Annotated in this window: 19 protein-coding genes; 4 read left to right on the forward strand and 15 right to left on the reverse strand. The window is 58.0% G+C overall.

Annotation, left to right across the window (positions count from 1 at the left end; translation table 11 throughout):
* Positions 1-2,280, forward strand: a 2,280-nt coding sequence (locus L0664_RS12345; RefSeq protein WP_235226196.1) for a VCBS domain-containing protein, incomplete at its 5' end; no start/stop codon positions are given.
* Positions 2,281-2,508: 228 nt separating this feature from the next.
* On the opposite strand, the gene L0664_RS12350 is transcribed toward L0664_RS12345, so the two are convergent.
* The 3 genes from L0664_RS12350 to traA form a co-directional block, all read right to left on the reverse strand.
* Positions 2,509-2,823, reverse strand: coding sequence for a hypothetical protein (locus L0664_RS12350; RefSeq protein ID WP_235226636.1), 315 nt, complete (start codon positions 2,821-2,823; stop codon positions 2,509-2,511).
* Complete coding sequence (locus tag L0664_RS12355; protein ID WP_235226197.1) at positions 2,741-2,947, reverse strand: helix-turn-helix transcriptional regulator; 207 nt, start codon at positions 2,945-2,947, stop codon at positions 2,741-2,743. Before L0664_RS12355 ends, L0664_RS12350 begins: the two co-directional genes overlap by 83 nt.
* Before the next feature lie 130 nt (positions 2,948-3,077).
* Positions 3,078-6,059, reverse strand: coding sequence for a Ti-type conjugative transfer relaxase TraA (traA, locus tag L0664_RS12360; RefSeq protein WP_235226198.1), 2,982 nt, complete (start codon positions 6,057-6,059; stop codon positions 3,078-3,080).
* 172 nt (positions 6,060-6,231) lie between these two features.
* Between traA and L0664_RS12365 the strand changes: the two genes are divergently transcribed.
* Entirely contained in the window at positions 6,232-6,558 is a 327-nt protein-coding gene (locus L0664_RS12365; protein WP_235226199.1) for a conjugal transfer protein TraD, read from the forward strand.
* Between the two features lies 1 nt (position 6,559).
* The gene (locus L0664_RS12370) at positions 6,560-6,718 is read left to right on the forward strand and encodes a conjugal transfer protein TraD (protein WP_418888032.1); all 159 of its coding nucleotides are present in this window, start codon (positions 6,560-6,562) and stop codon (positions 6,716-6,718) included.
* A 116-nt stretch (positions 6,719-6,834) separates the two neighbouring features.
* On the opposite strand, the gene L0664_RS12375 is transcribed toward L0664_RS12370, so the two are convergent.
* The 7 genes from L0664_RS12375 to L0664_RS12405 all read right to left on the reverse strand — a co-directional run bounded on the left by L0664_RS12375 (position 6,835) and on the right by L0664_RS12405 (position 18,369).
* Positions 6,835-8,019 carry a tyrosine-type recombinase/integrase gene (locus L0664_RS12375; RefSeq protein ID WP_235226200.1) on the reverse strand — a complete coding sequence of 395 codons (1,185 nt, stop codon included), beginning with the start codon at positions 8,017-8,019 and terminating at the stop codon, positions 6,835-6,837.
* Between the two features lie 186 nt (positions 8,020-8,205).
* Complete coding sequence (locus L0664_RS12380; RefSeq protein WP_235226201.1) at positions 8,206-9,489, reverse strand: HlyD family type I secretion periplasmic adaptor subunit; 1,284 nt, start codon at positions 9,487-9,489, stop codon at positions 8,206-8,208.
* The gene (locus L0664_RS12385) at positions 9,486-11,663 is read right to left on the reverse strand and encodes an ATP-binding cassette domain-containing protein (RefSeq protein ID WP_235226202.1); all 2,178 of its coding nucleotides are present in this window, start codon (positions 11,661-11,663) and stop codon (positions 9,486-9,488) included. The genes L0664_RS12380 and L0664_RS12385 overlap by 4 nt, the downstream gene beginning before the upstream one ends.
* The gene (locus L0664_RS12390; protein ID WP_235226203.1) at positions 11,650-12,897 is read right to left on the reverse strand and encodes a TolC family protein; all 1,248 of its coding nucleotides are present in this window, start codon (positions 12,895-12,897) and stop codon (positions 11,650-11,652) included. Before L0664_RS12390 ends, L0664_RS12385 begins: the two co-directional genes overlap by 14 nt.
* Before the next feature lie 62 nt (positions 12,898-12,959).
* Positions 12,960-13,628 carry a hypothetical protein gene (locus tag L0664_RS12395; protein ID WP_235226204.1) on the reverse strand — a complete coding sequence of 223 codons (669 nt, stop codon included), beginning with the start codon at positions 13,626-13,628 and terminating at the stop codon, positions 12,960-12,962.
* A gap of 35 nt (positions 13,629-13,663) precedes the next feature.
* Complete coding sequence (locus tag L0664_RS12400; RefSeq protein ID WP_235226205.1) at positions 13,664-16,492, reverse strand: cadherin repeat domain-containing protein; 2,829 nt, start codon at positions 16,490-16,492, stop codon at positions 13,664-13,666.
* A gap of 356 nt (positions 16,493-16,848) precedes the next feature.
* Entirely contained in the window at positions 16,849-18,369 is a 1,521-nt protein-coding gene (locus tag L0664_RS12405) for a bifunctional diguanylate cyclase/phosphodiesterase (RefSeq protein WP_235226206.1), read from the reverse strand.
* A 167-nt stretch (positions 18,370-18,536) separates the two neighbouring features.
* Between L0664_RS12405 and L0664_RS12410 the strand changes: the two genes are divergently transcribed.
* Positions 18,537-19,874 (forward strand): ABC1 kinase family protein, encoded by a 1,338-nt coding sequence (locus tag L0664_RS12410; protein WP_336247106.1) that lies wholly within the window; start codon positions 18,537-18,539, stop codon positions 19,872-19,874.
* Here the strand turns inward: L0664_RS12410 and L0664_RS12415 are convergent.
* From L0664_RS12415 to L0664_RS12435, 5 genes are read right to left on the reverse strand one after another with little or no spacing between them, the layout of a single operon-like run.
* Positions 19,871-20,284 (reverse strand): DUF3995 domain-containing protein, encoded by a 414-nt coding sequence (locus tag L0664_RS12415; protein WP_235226207.1) that lies wholly within the window; start codon positions 20,282-20,284, stop codon positions 19,871-19,873. The genes L0664_RS12410 and L0664_RS12415 overlap by 4 nt on opposite strands.
* On the reverse strand, positions 20,281-21,114 hold the full coding sequence (locus L0664_RS12420) for a metal ABC transporter permease (RefSeq protein WP_235226208.1): 834 nt from the start codon (positions 21,112-21,114) through the stop codon (positions 20,281-20,283). Before L0664_RS12420 ends, L0664_RS12415 begins: the two co-directional genes overlap by 4 nt.
* Positions 21,111-21,962, reverse strand: coding sequence for a metal ABC transporter permease (locus tag L0664_RS12425; RefSeq protein ID WP_235226209.1), 852 nt, complete (start codon positions 21,960-21,962; stop codon positions 21,111-21,113). Before L0664_RS12425 ends, L0664_RS12420 begins: the two co-directional genes overlap by 4 nt.
* Positions 21,959-22,855, reverse strand: coding sequence for a manganese/iron ABC transporter ATP-binding protein (locus tag L0664_RS12430; protein WP_235226210.1), 897 nt, complete (start codon positions 22,853-22,855; stop codon positions 21,959-21,961). The genes L0664_RS12425 and L0664_RS12430 overlap by 4 nt, the downstream gene beginning before the upstream one ends.
* Positions 22,852-23,733, reverse strand: a complete 882-nt coding sequence (locus L0664_RS12435) for a metal ABC transporter substrate-binding protein (protein WP_235226211.1) — start codon at positions 23,731-23,733, stop codon at positions 22,852-22,854. Before L0664_RS12435 ends, L0664_RS12430 begins: the two co-directional genes overlap by 4 nt.
* Positions 23,734-23,769: the final 36 nt, after the last annotated feature.

A 23,769-nucleotide genomic window follows, 5' to 3' on the forward strand; every position in this document is an offset into this window, starting at 1 on the left:
GACGGCCAGACAGCAAGTGACAGCTTCACGGTCACAACGGTGGATGGCACGGAAGAGACCGTGACCATCACAATCACCGGCACCAACGATGCGGCAGAGATCACGGGCGAGACGACGGGTGGTGTGATTGAGGATGAGGCGACAACCCTGACGGCGACGGGCGTGCTGAGCGTGACGGATGTCGACGCTGGTGAGGCGAGCTTTGTGGCGCAGAGTGGCACGGTGGGGACCTACGGCAGCTTTGACATCAATGCGGACGGGGCCTGGACCTACACTGCGGACAACACACAGGCGGCGATCCAGAACATTGGCGCGGGCCAGACCGTGACCGACAGCTTCACGGTCAGAACGGCGGATGGCACGGAAGAGACTGTGACGGTGACAATCACCGGGGTCGCGGAGCCGATCAAGCCGATCAACCAGGGCGAGATTGCGGCCGACGACAACGACGGCGGGTTTGTGATCAATGGCGTGTCGAAGAATGACCTATCTAACAATTCAGTCAGCGACGCAGGCGATGTGAATGGCGACGGGCTCGATGATCTGATCGTTGGGGCCTACTTTGATGATCCGAATGGCGATGGCTCCGGTGCGAGCTTTGTGGTCTTCGGCAAAAGCGATGGGACCACGGTGGAGCTGTCCGACATCGAGAACGGCATCGGTGGTTTTGTCATAAAGGGTGGTTCGGCGGGTGACCGGTCCGGCGATTCAGTCAGCGGCGCAGGTGATGTGAATGGCGACGGTTTCGACGATCTGATCGTGGGGTCTAGTAGGGACGATCCGAACGGCAGTGCGTCCGGTGCGGGTTTCGTCGTGTTTGGCAAGGCGGACGGCGATGCGGTGGACCTCTCGGACGTTGAGGCAGGCATCGGCGGCTTTGTGATCAAAGGTGTGTCGGAGGGTGACTGGGCGGGTACCTCTGTCAGCGGAGCGGGGGATGTGAATGGCGACGGCTTGGACGATCTGATCGTCGGGGCGCCCAACGATGAGCCGAATGGTGGCTTGTCCGGCGCGGGTTTCGTGGTGTTTGGCAAGGCGGACGGCGATGTGGTGAACCTTTCGGAGATTGAGGCGAACGGTAACGACGGCGGCTTTGTGATCAACGGTGTGGCAGGGTTTGACGAGTTGGGTACCTCTGTCAGCGGCGCGGGCGATGTGAATGGCGACGGGTTGGACGATCTAATCGTTGGGGCTCGTGGAGACGATCCGAACGGCGGTAATTCCGGTGCGAGTTTCGTCGTGTTTGGTAAGGCGGACGGAGAGGTGGTGAACCTTTCGGAGATTGAGGCGAACGATAACGACGGCGGCTTTGTGATCAACGGTGTGTCAGCGGGTGACTGGTCCGGCCGGTCGGTCAGCGGAGCAGGCGATGTGAATGGCGACGGGTTCGATGATCTGATCGTCGGGGCCTACGGAGATGATCCGAATGGCCAGTTCGCCGGTGCAAGCTTTGTGGTCTTCGGCAAAAGCGATGGAACAGCCGTGGAGCTGTCCGACATCGAGAGTGGCCTTGGCGGCTTTGTCATCAATGGTGTGGCTCAGGGTGACCAGTCGGGTGTCTCTGTCAGCGGAGCGGGGGATGTGAATGGCGACGGCTTAGACGATCTGATCGTGGGCGCGCCGCATGACGATCCGAATGGAGGCTCCTCCGGTGCAAGTTTTGTGATCTTCGGCAAGAGCGACGGGACTACGGTGGCGCTGTCCGACATCGAGAGTGGCATCGGCGGCTTTGTGATCAATGGCGTATCAGAAGGTGACTTCTCCGGTCTTTCAGTGAGCGGCGCAGGTGATGTGAATGGCGACGGCTTCGACGATCTCATCGTTGGGGCACAGGGTGACGATCCGAATGGCAGCGACTCCGGCGCGAGCTTCGTGATCTTCGGCGGCGATTTCAGCGGGGCCGCGACGCAGATCGGCACCACGGGCGACGATGCGATGACCGGAACGGCGGCCGATGACGTGATCTTTGCGGGCACCGGCGACGATACCATCGACGGTGGCGGCGGCACGGACCGGATTTCGGGCGGGCAGGGCGCGGACATCATGACGTTCCGCAACCTCGACGGGTCCACCACGGTGATTGATTTCGATGGCGCCGAGGGCGACAGACTGGATGTGAGCGATTTTGGGTTCACCGATTTCGCCGAGTTCTCGGCGGTTGTCAGTGCAGATGGCCCCGGTGGTCACGACACGCGGATCGATCTGGACGGCGACACGGTGGTGATCCTGACCGATGTCAGCCCCGACATCCTGACCGCCGATCACGTGATCCTCGCGTGAGCAATTTTCACTGTAGAAGACGTCGCCCCGTCTCCTGCTCGGCCGAGCAGTTTTCAAGACGACTGGGCACGGGTTTTGATCCGGCCACACCGTTCTCGTAGTCGAAGTGGGCCTCTGTCCGATCACTCTTTGCTTTCGTTGATCAGCGTGCCATCTGCATTGATCACGCAAACCGCGACAGTCCTCAGTGATACATCTAGTCCAACAAAGTAATCCATTTTGTCCTCCTCAAATTGCAATAACTTCTGCAACTCTATCAAGAACCTGACCCATCATCATGATCAGCCCGATTACCCATGCTTTACCCGCAATATGTGAATTCACCACCGCTATGATTTCGCCGTTGCAGCGAATGGCAGGTTCGACGAGCGACGGCTTAGTCTTGCAGCCTGTCTTTCGCCAGATGTCGCATGGCTGATGATCAAGGCGAGCCAGCAACAACGCAAAATCTTTGCGGTAGTCAGCGTTCCTCGCGCTCAAGTCGCCAGCCCACTGGGTCATCAACCCACCGGTTGATGTCGGACTCCCGCCATCCAGCACCATGCACGCTGATCCGCAGTTGGGCGGGGAATGTGCCTTCAGCGATCTTGCGATAGATGGTGGACCGGGACAGGCCAGTTCGGTCGAGGACGGTGCTCAGGCGGATGATGCGGTCTGGGTTGGACATGGGATGTCTGGCTCCTGCTAATGGGTTCTGAAGTCTGCTGAACCAAACAGAGCAAGCTGTTGCCGCCGCGCAAGAGCGCCCGGCCCATCGTCGCAGCGGGGCGTAGAATGGGCGGCAGATCGGACGGGTCTCAGAGACCAAGACCACGTCCCCTGGTGATGTCGATGCCGTGGCAAAAGGCGAGCTCGGGACCGAGTCGGCGACCCGAGTCCATCCTGATGCCCAGCTCGGCCTTGCGGTTTGTAAGAAGGGATTCCAGCTGCGGATCGCGTTGGAGGCTCTTCGCCATCTCGCCCATCTCCGCGCGTGTCGCCCGGTAATCGGACATCGTCCCCGACCGGTAGTGCTTCAGGCTGCTCCAGTGGAGCTTTTGCCAGAGATCCACAAAATCTGCGGCCCGGCGCTCTGGAGCGGTGCGCAACTGGGTCTCCAGTTGTAGCGCCCGAATGGTCCGATTGACCTGGCCCGATCCCGCCTCTCGGGCCAGCGTCGGGTCCTTGGAATAGGCCGCCTCGGCATCGCGCCAGCCGTCGGGCCGGACCTCCTCAAAGGCCACGCGTGATTCAGAGAGGCCACGCAACTGGTCGAGTGTGCCCGGGCGGCCCCGTATCTGGGCCGTGAGGACCGCATCCACCGCGCGGGCATGGCGTTTGAGGGCTTCGGTGCGGGCTTTTCGCAATGCCGCTTCCGGGTCATACGCCGCGGTCTTTTGCAGCGCATCCACGCTGGGACGGATATCCTTTCTTGCCTCTTCCCTTCCCGGCCCCTGCGCAACATCGGAGCCAAGCGCGCCGTCTCTGGCAGGGCGCGACCCATCAATCCTATCGCGGAGTCTCTCCGGCACGATCTTTCGCAGGACCTCGATGACACGTTCCCGGAAGGTAATGCCGCGCCATTCGGCATAACTCTGCGCCGGATCGGCCTCCGCATAATCCAGCGCCATGTCCTTGGACCGATCCCGCGACAGGGTGCGGATCAGGCGATCCCGCGAGGCGAATTCGTCGCGGCCGTAATGCAGATCCAGACCGTCCCGATGGCGGGACAGGGCGACATAGCTGCCATGGGCGTCCAGGCCCGGCGTCGCGAGAACATGGGTTCGGTCCACCGTCATGCCCTGGGCCTTATGGATGGTCGCGGCATAGCCATGGTCGAGGTGTTTGTAGTCCTTGAGGTCGAAGGCAATGTAGCGCCGGTCGTCGGTCTGGACGGACATAGACTGCGCGCTGGCCTCATGGATGATCCCGAGCGTGCCGTTCTTCACCCCAAGGCCACGATCATTCTGCAGGAACATCACCCGGTCGCCAGACGCAAAGCAACGGTCACCCCGCTCGACCGTCAAGGAGGCGTCCTCGCCCAGATCGCCCGCCGCGCGTTTCCGCTGCCGCGCCAACTCATTGAGCAAGCGCACTTCGGCGTTGGTGTGGGTCAGGATGATCCGGCCCTGATCCGGTGCCGCCTGACTGTCGCGGTCCCAGCGGTCGATCAGATCGACGCGCGCTTCTTCGCGGGTCGCAGCACCATGCGTCATGCCATGGTTGTCGTAGGCGTCAATCGCCGCCCCGGTCCGGCCGGTTGCCAGATCACGGGTGGCGTCACGCTGCCAATCTTCGCGCTGACGGCGGACCTCTCCGATCTTCGCTCCTCCATGACGCTCATGAAGCGACCGGAAGGCTGCGCCCGCTTCGATGGATTGCAGCTGCTGCTGATCGCCGACTAGGACAACTTTGGCTCCGGCACCTGCCGCATGAGACAGCACCCGCTCCAGCTGCCGCGTACCGACCATGCCCGCCTCGTCGATAACCAGCACATCGCGCGCGGTGAGGTGATCGCGGTCGTTCGCCCAACCGTGTTCCAGGCTGGCGATGGTGCGCGACGCGATGCCCGATCCACCCTCAAGACCGTCTGCCGCGATACCGGAGAGCGCCGCGCCGCGTACCCGACACCCCGCCGCCTCCCAGGTCTCTCGCGCCACGCCCAACATCGCACTCTTTCCCGTCCCGGCATGGCCGACGACAATGCTAAGATCGCGCCCGGTGGTTACTTGCGACAGTGCATCGGCCTGCTCGCGCGATAGAACCAGACCGCGCGCTTCCACACGCGCCAAGGCTGCTTTGTGATCCGCATCCCGCACGTCATGACGTTGTTTCTCGGCCAAGACTTTGGCGGCGCGATGCAGACGCTGTTCGGCCTCAATCATCGCGCGGGAGGAGAAGCGGTGTTCGCCGCGCCTGTCCAGACCGAGCTCCACCAGATCAGGCGCGCCTCGGATTGCGTTGTTTACCGCGTTGAACTGATCGATCCCATCGCTGTGCCGATGTGCGAAACGTGCCATGTCGCGTTGCGTGAAGGTCGATTGCTGATGGGTAATCGCGTCCAGTGCAAGCGAAGGTTCCGCGATGATCCTCGCTCCGTTGTCGCGTGCGATCTCACGATGCAGTTCGGCCCGGTCGGCAGGGCTCCCTTCGCCTGCGATACGCTGCGCAGGCGCGCCGATCTGGCTTTGAGGCTCCAGCGCGATGCCCTGCGCCTCATGGCTGCGATGATCGATGCGTGTGTCGATGTCGAGTTCGGCCAACCGCTCGTTGGCAAGCGTCGCCCAGCGTTCCCTCCAACGCTCGACCATCCCGGTGCTGTTCCAGTCGCGCACCTTTTTGCCAAACCCATCTTCATCGACGGACCGCATCGTCAGCATGACATGGGCATGGGGTTTCGGCAGTCCATCCGCACCCCTGTCCCAATGCACATTGAGATCAGCGATCATGCCTTGATCCACGAACTCCGACTGCACGAAGTCGCGGGCGAGCGCGACGCCCTCTGCCTCGGACATCTCGCGCGGAATTGCGAACTCCACCTCCCGGGCCAACTGCGCATCGCGCCTGACCTCGACCGCCTCGACGGCGTTCCAAAGCTGTTCGCGGTCGGACCATGCTTCGGGCGTGTTCTGCGGTAGCAGCACTTCGGAATGCACGACACCGCGCTTGGCCGTAAAGTCATGGGGACGGTCCAGCCGCTCGTCGCGCAACCGCGATGCTGCGCGGTAGACAGCGGACGCCACCGTGCTGGAACCAGCTGCGCGCCCGATGACTTTCACGTGGAGATGATAGATTGCCATGATGGCGCAATCATATACACAAAAACGCCCACGTCGGAACGACGTATAAGCGCGCCCTCCCTCAATAAAATCTCGGGATGGACCGGTGCGTCCCCAGCCGTCCTGGCGACGCTGCTGCCTTCTGAAACATGCCCCGCTATCCTCGCTGCATCAACAGGTTATGGAGGCAGGAATGCGCAAACCACGGGATTATGATGCGGAATTGAAAGGACTGGAAGCGAAGGCGAAAGAGCTGAAGACCCGCAAGGTGCAACAACTCGGCGAGCTGGTCGTCGCCACTGGAGCTGATGCATTCAGTGCAGAGGAACTCGCCGGTGCGTTGATCGTGCTGGCCGAGACAACGGATAGTGCAAAAAGGGAGGCTTGGTCAAAACGCGGGGTCGCGTTCTTTCAAGGCCGGTCGCGGAAACCTGCAAAAGCAGCTGACCGCGACGCGGAAAGCACTCCGGCGCAACCGAGCGGCACGCAACCGGCATCAGGCGACAAAGGCGCGGCATGACATGCGCAACTGGCAGGTGGAACGCCGCAAACGCACACGGCATCTGATCGAACTTGGAGGACTTGTGGTCAAGGCACGCGTCATCGAGTTGACCGGCGATGACCGCGCCCTGATCTACGGGGCGTTGCTCTGGATGGCCGACAAGCTCGAGAGTGAATAAGGCGATCATGCACGGAATATCTGGGCCGAGAAGGGGAAAGGGGCGTTCGAAGACGCTCAGAAAAGAGATGGGCCCTTGGGCCGGTAGTGGTCCAGAAGTCAGCGGCCAGCGACGTGTTAGGGGCATTGCCCCGTGCAAATCTTTGCCCACCTCTCCATCAATGGCCTCCGCTGATCCAGGAAGTCGGTCTTGCGATAAATCCGCACGACCTTGCTGTCTGAGACATGTGCCAGCACCATCTCGGCGACCTCATGTGGCGCGTCCGTCTGGTCTGCCAGCCAAGTGCGCAGGCTTGTTCTGAAGCCATGCGGACGGGCCTCAAGCCCTCGGCGCTCCATCAGCCGCGCCATGGTTGCGTCACTGATGACGCCCTTGCGTACAGAAGGAAACAGATAGCCATCGCGCTCGTAGGGGCGCACAAGCTTGATGACATGCAAAGCCTCGTCGCTTAGGGGCACGCGAAACGCTTCGGCATCGCCAACCCGCGCCTTCATGTTGTTCGCGGGCACGGTCCAGATATCCCCTTCGATCTCGTCCAGCCGGGCGAAGCGCACGGGTGCAGAACGCAATCCGGTCAGGATGAGCAATCGTAGCGCGAGATGTGTGATCGTCGGCTCATGTAGAGAAGCATAGAATGTTGGAACATCCACCCATGGCATGCTTGGGATCGACGTGACCTGGTGCCGTTGCCGCCCCAAGAGCTGCTTCGCCTTGGCAACCGCCTGCAGGTCGACATCGAGGCCCAGAGCGGCTGCGTGATCCAGGACGATCTTGAGGCGATTGGCGGCCTTCGTCGCGGTCGCAGCCTTCAAATGCCAGATCGGCATTAGGGCCTCCCGGATATCGCTTTGGGTGATCTCGGTGACAGGCATGCGTCCAAGTTTGGGCAGCACGTGATGTTCCAACGGGCTATACCATCGTCCCGCAGATCCGTCCCCCTTAAGGTCGGCCTTGCGGCTCTCGAAAGCGTCCAACGCGACATCCTTGAGGAGGGGGCGGTTGCGCATGGCGTCTTGGCGTTGCTTGCGCCGATGCTCAATGGGATCTTTGCCTTTTGCGACCATAGTTCGATACTCGGAGGCGACGTCCCGCGCATCCTTCAGGGAGAGAGTCTTCAAGCCACCGAGGCCCATCTTTCTGCGGCGTCCATAAATGGTGTAGCGGAAGACCCATTGACCGCCGCCGCCCTCGCGCTTGATCATGCGCAGGCCATCGCCATCCTCGTGCTTGCCGGGCGGTGCGGATTTGATGAAGAGGGCTGTTAGGTTCCCCAAGGTTATATCCCCCAGGTTATCCCACAATGAGTATAGGATCTGCCGGAAGGGCGCAAGCTTTCTTGAGATCGCCCAATCTGGAAAATACCTCTATTTCAATACTCTAAGGAACTACATGGGCCACTCTGAGACTGGAATGCCATGCCGCCCCCGGGCACCACTTTTCCTAAGTGATAGCAGCGTCATATCTGTTTCGAATTCCGACGTGCTTGCTTATTCGCGGAAGGCGCGGTCTCTGACTTTGATCACTGGGTTCCAGAAATACTCGAGGATAGAACGATCACCGCGGATCACGTCGACCTGCGCGATCATACCGGGCAGGATGCGCACGGGTTCGCCGTCCACGTCCTCGATCACGCCAAGGATTGAGGTTTCGACGACAAACATCCGTTCTTGCAGTTCTTCGCGCATCGTGGCGTCCGCCGAAACACGCAAGACTTCCCCGTCGAGGGCACCAAATTTTGCGGCATCATAGGCTGTTAGCGAAATGCGGACGGGCTGGCCCGGTTCGACATTGGCGATGTCGCGCGGCGCGATGAGGGTTTCAACCCGCAATTCGGTGGTTTCCGGCACGATTTCGGCGATTGTTTCACCTTGCCCGACGACAGCGCCCGCACGGTTGAAGAACACCTGATTCAGGATGCCGGTCACGGGGGCGCGAATTTCAGTTTGCGACACCCGCAAGCGCAGCGACGGAAGCCGCTGGGTCAGTTCGGACATCTGCGACAACACATCGACGCGTTCTGTCAGAATTGCGTTTTGAAATTCGGCACGGGCGGATTCGATGCGCGCGTTGATTTCGGAAATCGCGAATTCAATGGCGGCGTATTGTTCGTTCAGCACCGAACTGCGGGTGTCCAAGCTGCTGCCTGCGCGGTCCAGTCGAAACCTTTCATCCAGCCCCAACACCCCGGAATCAACCAGTGGGGACACATAGGCGGCCTCTTCGGACAAAAGGCGCGCTTCTTCTTGAATGCCCGTCAATTCGGCCTGCAGCGCCTGTGCGTCGCGTTCACGTTGCAGACGGGCCTGCACCAGCGCTGACACCCGTGCATCCAGATCGGCGCGTCGCGCGTTAGAAGACGCCAGTTCTGCGCGCAGCAAGGTCGCCTCTAGTTCGCCGTCTGCTTGAACTTCTGAGATATCAAACACCGCACCGGCCATTTCAGCATCAAGGCGTGCCAAACGCAGGTTCAGGGATTGCAGCCGTTTCTCGGCTTCTGCAAGGGCACCTGCGGCTTCTGTCGGGTTGATTTCGGCAATAACGCTGCCTTCTTCAACCCGCGCGCCTTCTTGGGCAAAAAATGCGACAATCGTGCCGGAGTACGGAACCTGCACCGAAAAATTCTGCCCAAGCGGGACAACGCGCCCCTGTCCGCGTGTCACCAGATCAAGCCGTGTCGCGTTGGCCCAGACAAGAAACACGCCGAACAGCAAAACCGTGACGAGGATCAGCCAGCGTTGGTGGCGGTCGGATTTCGCGAAAGGGTCGCTCATGTGGTGGGCCCTTTCGTTGGATTTAGCATGGGTTGCACTGTGACTTTGGGCGCGGCCGTGGCGGATACATCTTGCCAGTTGCCGGCCTTTTTGCGGGTCAGATCAAAATACTCTTTGGCCGGCAGATCGCCTTTGATCTGTCCTTGGTCGACCACGATGACGCGATCGCACAATTCAAGAAGCTTCGCCTTATGTGTGACGATGACAATCGTCTTGTCTGACAGTTCGGTTTGGATGTTTTTGACAAGGCGCGCTTCGAGTTGGCTGTCCATGGCTGAGCTTGGTTCATCCAGCAAATAAATCTCGGGCGAGGCGGCGAACACGCGCGCGAGGCTGAGGGCCTGGCGTTGACCGCCTGACAAATTCGCGCCCTGTTCGTAAATCTGCATATCCAGCGGCATTTCCTTGCCGGTGGTGTCGGTCAGGCCCGCCATGCGCAGACTGCGATGAATGGCGTCATCCGTAACATCCACCTGATTGAGGCTGATGTTTTCGCGCAGCGTTCCGGCAAACGCCCACGTCGCCTGAAAAACATGCCCGACCCGGCGATGCAAATCAGCGCGGGGGTAGGCGGATACGGAAATTCCGTGACACAGAACCGATCCGGTTTCAGCCCGCAACAGGCCCGACATCAACCGCAGGATTGAGCTTTTTCCGCTTCCGGTCCGCCCGACAATGGCGACCTTTTCACCTTCTTTGACGGACAAGCTGATGCCGTTGAACAGGGGTGGCGCATTTTCTGACAGGCGCAGGGTGACGTTCGCCAATTCAAGCGCGACGGCACGTGTCGCGTTAAGCTGGGCGGGCAGGGCGGTGTCGGTGTTGCGGTCCAATGCAAGAAAATCGCGCACAACTTTGTAAGATGCAAAGGCCTGATTGGCGCGACCCAACGTTTGGCCCAGACGCGACAAAGGCGTCATGACGCGGCCAAACAAGATCACCGCAGCAATGATACCACCCATCGTCACCTGATCGGTCACAAACAAATGAAACCCGAGCACGATCACCGCAACCTGAAACAGCTGCTGCAACACATTGACGACATTGCCCACAATCGCGGATGAATTGCGGGCCTTCAACTGGGCCTCTGTTTGTGATGCGGCTTGCGTTAGAAACCGTCGTTTGAAGATGCCAAATGCCCCTGTCACGCGCAGATAGTCGAGGCCCGACAGCATTTCGACCAACATGGATTGACGCGACTGCGCCAAGGCCGTGGCCCGTTTCGAATTGCGCGCGACCAACGGCTGAACCATCAAAACAAGGATCAAAACTGTTGGCACGGCCACCGCGGGCACGACCCACAACAGACCCGAAATCTGTGAGATAACGAAAATGAACAGCAGCACAAACGGCAGATCCACGAAAGCAAGGATCGTCGCGGAGGTCGTGAATTCGCGGTAAGTTTCAAAATTGCGGATGACCGAGGCAAGTTCGCCCACAGATTTGCCAGTCTTGGTGGGCTGGGCTTCGACGTATTGATCGAAAATGTCTTCGGTGATTTTGCGGTCGGCGGTTTCCGTCGCGTTGTCCAGAATACGCGCCCGCGAGGATTTGAGCAGGGTGTCAAACAACACCGCCGCACCCACACCAAAGGCCAGCGCATAAAGGCTTTCGGTTGCGCCGTTGGGCAAGACGCGGTCATAGACGACCATCACAAACAACGACGTCGCGAGGCCAAGAATGTTGGACAAGAACGCAGCAAGCAGAACCCAGAACATGCGCCCTGACCCAAGGTTTTTGATCGGGTTGATCGCCTTGAGCCGCGCGTCGGCTGAGCGGTCTTCGCTGTCTGCGGGCACGAAGGTCCAGGCGTGATGGACGTCGCGCGCTGCTGGTCGGGTTGACCATGCCTCGCCCAGGCCAATCGTCGCGGCGTCGCCGTCGGCCAAAGGGTTGATCAGGCCCGCGTCCGCAGCGGTGGTCACAAACATAGCGCGCTGGGCCACTGATATTTCGACGTCATAGCGCGCGGGCACAGCGCGCAGGCCAAGTGTGGCGGCGGCTTCGAGAACGCGCAGGCCCGGGCTTTCAGACGGCGCGGCCTGCCAGCATTCGGCGATTCTAGCGCGGGACACACGCACATCAAAAAGCGTGACAAGTTGCTGCAAGATCTCAAGTGCTGCGGCGGCGTCCGCCGTAAGTTCGGGTTTTTGGTTTCGCTTAAAGAGACGCATCTGGAACCACCCGCCACTGTAAATGCAGGTTTTCACATGCTTTGAATATTTCGCAGGTGCCGCCAACTGTCTGGGCGTAGGACACAATGTTCAGTTTGGATTGTGCTGTCAGATCAACAAGTGACAGTTCGGTCGTGGCCTGCGCGAGGATTTCTTGCGCCAAGGTCGAAACATCCGCACGCCCCACGGATAACAGCTGTTCCAGCTGCGTTATCCCCTCAGCGCGGATCGTGATTTGATCGCGCAACGCCGCACGTTGAAGACGAATGCCTTGTAAGGTCGCGCCCAAACTTGCGCGGCCTTCGGTCACAAGTTGATCAAAAACTTCAACTTCTTGCGCCAAGGATTGGGACCGGATGCGTTGGCTTTGCGCACGTTGCGCCGCGCGCCCGCCATCATACAGCGTGAAATCCCAGCGCACGCCAACAAACAATTCGCTGTCTTCATCAGGGTCAAACGGAACGCTGACTTGGGACTGAAGGCTAAGGCGCGGGCGCAGGCTGCTTAGGATATTGTTTACCGTCGCATCCGATTGATCCACGAGCAATTCGGCGCGCACCCGTCGCCATTGTGGCAGACGATCAAGGCGCGTTTGGGTGATCGCGCCAACGCCGCGTGATGCCGCAGTTTGTGCCGCTGCCGTTTGGAGAACCCGATCAAGAACCACCCGTGATTGCGCCTGTTCGGCAACCGCAAGGCTGCGTGTGACTTTGATTTGGTTTTCACTATTGCGGATGTCCAGCAGGTCGACATTCGTCAGAACACCCACGGCGGCTGCCTGCTGAATCTGTGCCTCGCGTTCCCGAAACTGACCGAGCTGCCGATCAATAATAGCAATCTTTTGGCCAGCGGCCTGATTTTGGATCATCGCACGCGCCACGTCTGCAAATATCTGATCCGCCGCAAGGGCATAGGCGGTTTGCTGGGCTTCCAGTTCCAGCCATGCCTGTTCTTTTTGAATGTCGCCGCGGCCATAATCGTTCAACAGCTGGGAATAGTTGACGCTTAGGATGCCCACGGCATTGGCGGAACTGTCTGATCCGTCGCTTGCGCCCAATTGCGCGTTGCCGCTGATTTCGGGGCGAAAATTCAGATCGCTGTCGTCCAGTTCGCTCGCCGTGGCCAAGAATTCGTACCGCTGGCTTTGCAGTTCCGCACGGTTCCACACAGCCTGTTCGAGGGCGGACATCGCGGGGGGCACGATTTCATAGTCCTGCACGATTGGGGTGCGCACAGCTGCCGACAGGCACCCAGAACACAGCACCGCTAAGGCAAAAAAAGAAAGGGCAGGGCGTTTCAAAATTTCTGTTCCAAACCCAATGCCCAAGACGGGCCAAGGCGGCTGAAGGACGTTTCGACATAGCCGCTGACATCAAGATTGGCCGTTTCAATCATGCGCGCTTGTGCACGTACAAAGCCGTAAGGCAGAGTTTCGGTCCGTTTGTTTTCCGCCTGTAAGAACCCGTAGTCGAAATTGTCGGTGATCCGCAAAACGACAGCACCAGCGCCCACTTGCACTGTGTAGCGATCATAGAAAACCGGGCTTTCCATGGCTCCGCGTACATCAACCCCAAATGACGTGGATGACAGTTTCAAAGGATCCACCAGCGTAAGGCTGCCCCCGGACAACCGAACACCATCAGGAAAAGTAATCGCAGTTTCGCGCACGACGAACGAGCCCTGAAAAGAAGGCACCCAGCCCGAGGTAAGCGGGGTGAACGTCCGTTCCGCGGTCACGGCGAATTGTAGCGAATAGTCCAAATCGAAAACAGCGTCTGCCAGATCAACAGAAGACCCACCGGGGCCATTGCCACCGCCCCCACCGCTGCTTGTCAGACTGCGATAAGGTTCATCAGCGAGGCCGATGTGCGGGTCGGTGCCCAACGAGACCGAATAACCCCACGTTTGGGCTGCGCCAGCCTGCCCATATATAAACAGCAGCATGGCCATGCAGAACATGGCCATGCTTTTCGGGGCTCGCGCCCGCAATTTTGTTTGGATCATGCCGCGACGAGGTCAGTCAGGCTCAACTCATCCAACAAGACATCGAACGCGTCCAGATCAAGACCTTCGCCCAGAACGATATAAAGACCATCCTCATCGTAGGCATAGCTCAGGTCGTATCGTTCATCATCCGGCGTGTCTTCATTTTCGCCAACGTTCGGATAGCTGCCGAATGCCTCACCGTCATCGGTTGTGATGGCATCCAGAACAGCGAGCAGATCCACATTATCCGCGATATCCACGCTAAAGAAATTCGTAGTTTCGCGGTTGCCGTTCTCGTCCTCGGATTGCTCGAACACAGCGATATAATCAAGGGCTTCGAAGCCCAGATCAGATGCAGAAGGATCGCCCCCGTTGATGTCACCGACAAAGGGTTCAACGCCGCTGAGAATTTCACCAAGCGAACCCGGGAAGTCACCTTCGGCATAGATCGCGTAATCACCGACAGAGAAATAAATCCCTTCGGAACCGTCATCGTCAGTATTAAAGAAGTTCAGATAGAACGCTTCGACGAAGCGATCGTCATTGTCACCGTCGGACCCGTTATCGAAATAATTGGCACGCAGACCTTCTGGCGACAATGTATCAACGAGGGTCGTAAAGATGTTGAAATCAGCGAGGTTGACGGCGTTGTCATAGTCATCGAGTGCGTCTTCATACGCGGCCTCATCGAAGATGCCATCGACATAGTAATCGCCGAATTCAGGAAAGGCATCTTGGGCTTCGTCGCTTTCTTCAACAGCGACCGCCAAATCTGTGACCAGACCGTAAAGATCGGCCAGGCCGAAGCCATAATCGCCCCGGATGCTGAGCGTTTGAAGAAAATCGGGATCAAGCACGTCTTCGCCCGTTTCTTCGTCGTAGTAGTTCAGGCGGATATCAAATGCGTCCTGATCGTCGTCGGTGTCACCTTCACGCAGCGCAAGCTGCAACGCACCGACTTCGGTTTCAAAAATGATATCTTCAAGCGCGCCGCTCAGTAACGGGTTATCAAAGATTGCCTCGACGTCGACGACCAAATCTTCGCTCGCGTTGAAGGCCCCGACCAGGGTCGTCAGGCTGTCAAATGTCTGCGTGTCCAGATCGCCAAGGCGGAATTCAAGCTGGGCAAGCGTGTCAATGTCACCTTCACCATCGTCAAGTTGGAATTCAAAACCCAACTTGCCACTACTGGTCAAAAACGCCTCAACGGCGTTGCTGTTGGACATATTGACTTCAAATAAATTGAACAGCCCTGCAGCACTTTCGCCCCAGATGTCGATATCGTCTTCAAGCACGGCAATGTTGTCGGCAAATGCTTCCAGCCCGTCAGCGGTGTTTTCGTTCACCGTGATAACGATCGGCGTATCACCTTCGAAATAGCGCGGCAGGATGTGGCCAAAGCCGTCTTCGAACGAGGTTGAGCCCCCCGCCTGATCGACAACAGTCAATTCAGCCGACAGGAATTTTCCGGTCATGGCCTGCGTCGTCTGGATCGTCTGGCCTGTTTCGCCTTCGATTGCCTCACCATCAAGATACCAGGTGTATGTTTCGGAGGCGAAATCGCCGGTGTCTGTTCCATTGTCAGCATCTGTCAGCGTGCTTTGGAACGTCACAGACCCGCCGTAATGGATGCTGCCTTCAACAAAGACATCATCGCCGCCTTGCGTATCTTCATCCGCGATATTCGCGATGTTGACTGTGACAGTCGCATCTGCGGTTTCACCGAACTGGTCGGTCACCTTCAGCGTTACATCGACGGAGGCTGTTGTTTCTGCGTCAAACACGGCACCAGCCTTTGCGACCAGAACAGGGCCGTCAATACCTGCGACAGATGTGGAAACTTCGAAAAGATGGGCTGCATCGCCAGTGACTTCGAAAGTCAGCGTGTCGTTGGCGCCGTCAGTTGCTGTCAAAAGGCCAACAACGACATCTGTGCCGCCTGTTGCCGTTTCATCAATGCTCAGCGCGGTGCCGGCTTCCGATGTTACGGTCAAATCCGTTGGGGCTTCGTTTTCGGCCTCCGCAAGAATGTTGTCGACGTCGGCTTCGTTTCCGCCTGCAACGCCTTCTTCTTCGTAGATACCTGCGACGCCAGAGGCCAAGCCAAACGCGCTTGCTGGTGCGTCGAGGGATTTAACATCATCAATCTTTTCGTTCACCGCAAGGATTTGGCCAGCAACACCTGCGGCGTCGGCACCTTCTAGGCCAGATGCGGCAACAACTTCGGCCAAAAAGGTTGAGTCCGTAAAGTCGATGTCTGTGTCGCCACCTTCAAGTGCGTCCGACACAACGGACAGGATGCTTTCAAATGCGGTCTCGTCGCCCGCCGCTTCGAGGATTTGCAGTGTACCAATCAATTGCTGGGACAGTTTTTCAACGGCAAGGGCTGTCGCCGCGTCTGCGTCTTCTGCGAAGGGGTTAAACGTCAACAGATCGACGTCATCGGGCAGGCCAAGGGCTGCGGCCAATGCGGTCGTATCGACGTCTTCCACCGATAGCGTTGTGAACGGCGTGATAACCGTCGCGTCCGCCGCGCCCACCAAAGTAACCCCGTCAAGGATTTCGCCAGATGCGGAATCGATGGTTTGGTCATCTGTCTGGATAACGATGTTTGCGCCGTTCGGGTTGGCGAGGCTAAAGCCGCCGTCAGACCCCGTGCGAACGAATGCTTCATCTGAATCGAGAACCCGGTTGTCGTTTTCGTCTACGAACGCCAATGCGTTTACCAGCGGGCCTTTGATCGCGAAGCCGGAGGACGTTAATACACTCCCGCCATCGCTGCTTTTACATGCGGCCAACCCCAAAAGTGCGAGCGGACTAATTGCCTTAAATCTATTTGTCACTGAAAAATCTCCCCGAATTCCCAACATAAGTTACTATGCACAAAGTACACCAACCAATATCGGTTGTGCCATTTACCATCAACCTTAAAGTGAGCGAGCATTTACGGGGCGGCGCCCCCAGCAGGGCGCGAATTTATGGTGCGTGATGACATCGCAGCGCGTGGCATTTTTACAGCTAATTCGCGAATTTTCTGATGTGCCATCCATCTGTATTTAGGCAGCCCAAACAGTGTTTGGCTTATTGGGTTTAGACATCATGCTTGGTTGTTCAATTTGACCGCGCTGAATGCGGATCAAATTGTGAAAACCCAGATGAAGTAAGTGCAATTCTATTGCGCACAAAAACAGCGCCTATTTTAGGTTTCGCTATTGCGTTCGCCGCGCGGTGGCGCGCATTCGACGCGGTTGCGCCCGTTGTCTTTGGCTTGATACAGGGCCAGATCGGCCTCTTTCAAAAGGCCTTCGACCAGATTGGATGTTTCGGGGTAGGCGGCGACACCGGACGAGATCGTGACATTTGGCAAAGGCTTTCCTGCGTATGTGATTTGGGATTGCATGATCGCGCGTCGCAGAGTGTCAGCGATCTCTAATCCCATTTGTGCCGTGCATTCCGGGAGGATGACCAAAAACTCCTCGCCCCCGAAACGGCACGGAACATGGGCGGCATCCAAAGTATCCCGCATGGTACTGGCCACGTTTTGCAGGACCGCGTCACCCGCGTCGTGGCCAAAATTGTCATTAAAATCTTTGAATTTATCAACGTCCAAAGAAATAACGGCAAACGGCGCGCCAGAGCGTTCGGACGCGCTGCGCAGGGCCGACATGGTATCAATGCAATATCGTCGATTGCGCAGACCTGTCAGCATGTCGCGTGTTGATTGTTCATGCAGTTCATCGCGCAGTCGGACATTTGCAATCGCAAGGCTAATGAGTTCACCGCACTTGAAGGCAAATGCTGTTGGGTCTGTCAGTTTGTTTTCAACGCTGCCGCACCCACCATACCTTACGTGCAGCAGCCCGACGGTATCGCCATGTGCCACGATCGGAATGCAGGAATATTCTTCGATCGGCAGGTGGGTGATCGCCGACACATGGGCACATTCGAACCCGATTTCGCCCCGTTTATATCGATAACCACGACCGCGCCGCAGGCTCCAACAGGAATCCGCGTGGATATGGGCCTGTAGTTTCGCGCGACCCCAACTGAGAGTACCTTCAAGAACGTCGCGCGAGTTTGAATAAATATACAGCTCTCCCTGACTGCCTGGCAGGGTCTCCTCCAGATAGCGCAATACGATTGCGAACAGCTCATCGAGGGTCTTACAGGACTGCAACCAATCGCCAAACTCGTTCAGAATACCTGCTTCGTATTGGCGTTTCTTTTCTTGTTCCAGCGTTGTGGCCAAAGCCGCCCTTGCTTCATCGGCGATCCTGATCGTTTCGTCCAATTCCGTGGATTTGGTCCGTTCCATCGAAACGTCGGTAAATGTGACGACAAATCCGTTTTCACCTAAAGGGCGCGCCCGCGTGGAAATGACCTGTCCGGACCTTAATTGACGGTCGAATTGAAAAGTCTCGCGTGACTGGAATTGACGGTTGATCGCGAGAAGGGATTCTTCCGAAATCTCGCCCCGGATCAGGCTTCCGTTCAGGAAATCTTTTCTGGTCATACCGATGTGCAGATCGGCGGCGCGCATGCTCAAGACTTGGCGGAGACGGTCAGTGTAAAACACGCATCGTTCATTATCGTCCCAAACAAGCAACCCGGGTTCCATCACCTCAAGAACACCGCGAATTTCGCTTGGGGAAAGCTCTTTGGTCGCGCCGTCTTGCGCCGGATCGGGAACAGCAGCCGCGATTTTGGATGATTTGTTCACAGAAACTCCTTGTTCACAGAACAGACCAGTCGGCCATTCAGGGTCACAACCGTTCTTTGGGCCAAAAGTCTTAAGAAGGTGTTTAATACCTGCTGAAACGTCCGCGACCAGACGGCGGTATTTGCGCTTGGCTAGTGTTACGGTTGTTTGCTGGGCAGGGCCGGTTTGTGCGCTACCTTCGCGGTATGAATGGCGAAAACAACATCAAAGGACTGGCCGTCCCTGCGGGGCGCGTTGCACGCCTGTCGCGGCTTGGACGGATGACAGCGGGCGTGGCGGGCAATATGGCGCTGGGCGGTTTGGCGCAGGTCGGGCGGGGGGAACGGCCGTCTATGCAGGGCCTGTTGCTGACGCCACGCAATATGCACCGCATCGCGGATGAACTGGCCAAGATGCGCGGCGCCGCGATGAAAATGGGGCAATTGATGTCCATGGACACGGGCGATGTGCTGCCACCTGAATTGAGCGAGATCATGGCGCGCCTTCGCGATGATGCCCACGTCATGCCGCCAAAACAGCTGAAGTCCGTTTTGAATGATCAATGGGGTGCGGGGTGGCTGCCCAAGTTGCAGCGGTTTGACGTGCGCCCGATTGCTGCGGCGTCTATCGGGCAGGTGCACCGCGCGCAAACCCGCGATGGGCGCGATTTGGCGATTAAGGTGCAGTACCCCGGCGTTGCCGCCAGCATAGACAGCGATGTCACCAATGTCGGGGCATTGATCAAACTGACGGGTCTTTTGCCAAAGGGATTTGCGCTTGATCCCTATCTTGAAGAATCCCGTCTTCAGCTGCATGTCGAAACCGATTACACCGCTGAGGCATCCGCGCTTGCGCAGTTTGGCGCGTTGCTGGATGGGGATGCGCGGTTCGTTGTTCCCCAAGGCCACGCGGATTGGTCAGGCCCGCAGATATTGGCAATGGATTATGTGCCAAGCGTGCCGATTGAACACGTCGAAGGCACGGATCAAACCACCCGCGACCGCGTGGCTCATGACCTGTTCGACCTGATGTTGCGCGAATTGTTTGGCTTCGGTCTGATGCAGACGGATCCGAATTTTGCAAATTATCGCTATTGTGCGGACACAGGGCAGATTGTTTTGCTCGATTTTGGGGCGACGCGCACCTTGGGCGCATATGTGGCGCAGGATTATCGACACTTGATCAAGGCCGGATTGGCTGGTGACCGCGATGGGTTGATCGCTGCTGCAACCTCAATCGGGTTTGTGTCCGACGATATTGCACCGCTGCATCTGGATCGGATTGTCGACATGATGGAGGCGGTTTTTGCGGCCCTCACCGCGCACGACCAGTTTAATTTCGCGGACACCGCGTTGTCACAGCAATTGCAATCGCAAGGTATGGCGCTGGCCCAGAACGGTTTCGTGCCGCCCCCGCTGCCGATGGATGCGCTGTTCTTGCAGCGCAAGTTTGCGGGCATGTTTCTGCTGGCAGCACGTTTGCGCGCGCAGGTGAATGTGGTGGGGCTGCTCGAAAAGTGGCTTTAGGCCGCTGCGGCCCCTGCCAAAATCATGAAAATCACGCCGAAAAAGATGCATAAGGGGCCGTAATACGCCTCGTCCAGACGGCGAAAGGGCTGTTCGGGCGTCGCACGTTTCCAAAATGGCGCATAGGCCAGCACGGCGCGGATTTGAAACACCATCGCAATCCCGAACAAGCCAAGCGATTTGATCGCCGTTTCAGGAAACCAAGGCCATGCCGCGGCGAACAACAACGCGACCACGACCAGCGAACAGGCCACGGCACCCGGCATCTTTTCGACGCCCTTGGTGCCAACAACCGTGCGGGCCAATTCAGCCTCATCCTTGATCGGCCACCAATAGCCGAGCGACCAAAGCAGATGGAGCGCGGCAATGATGATCAGACCGACCGACGCGATAAGGGAAAGGATGGTCATGAAGGTTGCGCCTCGCGCGTTTTGTTGGCGATCGTGCGGTAGATGAACGCCAGAATGAACAGTGCGGTAAGCACGAGGATCACCGTTGGCCCGGGATCAGAGCCAAGGAAAAAGCTGAGGTAAACCCCAGTGACCAGCGCACATGTCGAAACGACAACAGCGATGATCAGCATGTGACGAAACTGTTTGGTGATCAGAAATGCGATGGCCCCCGGCGCGATCAAAAGACCGATGGCGAGGATCAGGCCAACCGCCTTGAGCGTCGCAACAATGGTCAAAGACAATATCGTCAGCAGCCCGTAGTGCAACAGTTTCGTGGGCAATCCAATGGCGCGGGCTTGGGCTGGGTCGAATGCGTTAAGCAACAGGTCTTTCCAAGTGATCAAAAGCGCAGCCGAGACGATGACGCCGATGATGCCAGACGTCCAAAGATCCGCCGTCCCCACGCCGAGCATATTACCGAACAGGATATGATCGAGGTGAATGTTGGTTTCGATCTTGGTGTAAAGAACCAGCCCCAGTCCGAACATGCCCGAAAACACGACGCCCATGACGGTGTCCTGCCGCACGCGGCTGTTCGCGTCGAGGTATCCGGTTAGAAGCGAGCAAACCATGCCCGCGATAAACGCACCCACGATCAAAGGCAGGCCGACAACATAAGCAAGAACCACACCCGGCAGAACGGCGTGGGACACCGCGTCCCCCATCAGCGACCAGCCCTTAAGGACAAGGAAACACGACAGCAGCGCTGTTGGCGGGCCGATCAGCAGGGCGATGTAGAATGCGCCGTGCATGAAAGGGAATTGAAACGGAAGGAGGAGGTCGCTCATGCTTTTAAAGCCTCCGCGGCGCGGCGGCGATTTGCGATCAGCCCGTGTTTGGGGGCAAAGAAAAAGGCGAGGACAAACAGGGTCGTTTGCAGACAGATGATCACGCCGCCGGTTGCGCCGTTCAGGAAATAGGAAATGTAGGCGCCAGTGAAGCTTGAGGTTGATCCGATGGCGACGGCAATGATCAACAAGCGCGGGAAGCGGTCGGTCAGCAGATAGGCCGTCGCACCCGGCGTGATGACCATGGCTATGACAAGGAACGCGCCGACCGTTTGCAGGGCCGCAACGCAGGCCGCCGACAACAGCACGAAGAACATGAACCGCAACCGATCAGGCCGCAGCCCGATAGAGCGCGCGTGATTTTCATCAAAGAACGCGACCATCAGGTCTTTCCATTTTGCCAGCAGCACGGTGAGGCAAACGATGCCAATAATCGCCAGCTGGATCGTGTCGGATGGGGTAATCGCGAGGATATTGCCGAGGATAATTGTTTGCACATCCACCGAGACAGGGGAGACCGAGACCATGAACAGGCCCAGTCCGAAGAAGGACGTGAAGATCAGACCGATAATGGCGTCTTCTTTCAGCCCCGTGCGTTGGTTGAGGAACAGCATGGCCGCCGCCGCCAAACCGCCCGACAAAAACGCACCGAGGGCGAAGGGCACGCCCAACATATAGGCCCCCGCGACACCGGGCACGATAGAGTGGGACAGTGCATCGCCGATCAAAGACCACCCCTTAAGCATTAGATAACACGATAGAAACGCACAAACCGCCCCGACAAGGGCGGACACGAACATCGCGTTCAGCATGAAGGTGTAGGTGAACGGCTCAAGCAGGTAGGTCACTTACCGTCCTGCTCGGGCCGTGTCTTTGTCTTGTCGTCGTAGATAACGAACGGGCGTTCGTCGTCTGTGATGATAGTAACTTTGCGTTGATCATCATCGTCGTGCAGATCATCGCCGCCCAGAACGAAGTGGCGCAGCACACCGCCGAACGCGGCCTCTAGGTTCGCCTTGGTAAACACCTCTTCGGTGGGCCCAAAGTTGAGAACCGTCGCCTTGACCAACACCGTCTGGTCGCAAAATTCAGGGACCGAGCCGAGGTTGTGGGTGCTGACCAGCATCACGCGCCCCTCATCGCGCAACTCGCGCAGCAAAGATATAATCGCTTCTTCGGTTTGAACATCGACACCGGTAAAGGGTTCATCAAGCAGGATGACTTGGCCGTTTTGCGCCAGCGCACGAGCAAGGAAAACACGTTTGCGTTGGCCGCCCGAAAGTTCTCCGATCTGGCGATCTGCAAAATCTGTCATGCCCACCCGAGAGAGGGCGTTTGCCACCGCTTCGTGATCTGCAGCCTTTGGCCGGCGCAGCATACCCATATGGCCATAGCGCCCCATCATGACGACATCGCTGACCAGCACCGGAAACGACCAATCGACCTCCTCGGCTTGTGGGACATAGGCCACAATGCCTGCTTTGATGGCCTGTTTTACAGTCTGCCCGAGAACGCCGATTTCGCCAGCGGCTGCGGGCAAAAACCCCATAATCGCCTTGAACAGCGTTGATTTACCCGCGCCGTTAACCCCGACAAGCGCTGCGATGGTGCCACGGGGGATGGCGAAATTTGCATCCTTGAGGGCAGTGACGCCGTTGCGATACGTCACCGACAGCCCTTCGGCATACAGCCCCGCTTGGTTCTTGGAGGTCTGGTGCGGGGCGGGGGGTGGCAGGTTCATTCTGTCAAACCTTCGACAATCGTTTCCGTCGTGACGCGCAGCAGATCAAGGTAGGTGGGCACGGGCCCATCGGAAAGCGACAGGCTGTCCACATAAAGCACACCGCCGTAAGCCGCACCTGTTTCACGCGCGACCTGTTGCGCGGGGTCGGTGTTGACGGTGCTTTCGCAGAATACCGCGCGAATATCGTTGTTGCGCACTGTATCAATCACGCTGCGCACTTGTTGGGGCGTGCCAGTTTGATCCGCGTTCATCGGCCACAGGTAGGCTTCTTTCAGGTCGAAATCGCGGGCCAGATAGCTGAACGCGCCTTCGCACGTCACAAGCCAGCGTTCGTCTTCGGGGATGGCGGCAATCTGGTCACGCAGGGGCTGAATCGTCGCGGTGATCTCGGCCTTGTACGCGTTGGCGTTGGCGGCATAAATCGCGCCGTTGTCGGGATCATGTTCGGACATCGCAGCTTCGATGTTGTCGATATAGATCAGCGCATTATCAAGCGACATCCAGGCGTGCGGGTTGGGCAGGCCTTCATAGCTGCCTTCGCGGATCGACATCGGATCGATGCCTGTAGAAATGGTCGCTGAGGGGATGGGGCCAAGGTTGCCGATGAACTGTTCGAACCACAGTTCAAGGTTCATGCCATTCCAAAGGATCAGGTCCGCACCGGACGCACGTACAAGATCGCTAGGCGTGGGCTGATAGCCGTGGATTTCCGCACCCGCACGAGTGATGGATTCAACCACTGCCATATCGCCCGCGACATTGCTGGCCATATCCGCAATCACGGTAAAAGTTGTCACCACCTTGAAATCATCCGCCAGCGTGGGCGTGGCGATGATGGCAGCGAGGATGGCAAGTCTAGAGGTACGAAGGGGCATTTCACGCGACTCCTAACGGGTTCAGCTTACGTTACG

Source organism: Octadecabacter dasysiphoniae, assembly GCF_021532615.1.
Lineage (GTDB): Bacteria > Pseudomonadota > Alphaproteobacteria > Rhodobacterales > Rhodobacteraceae > Octadecabacter > Octadecabacter dasysiphoniae.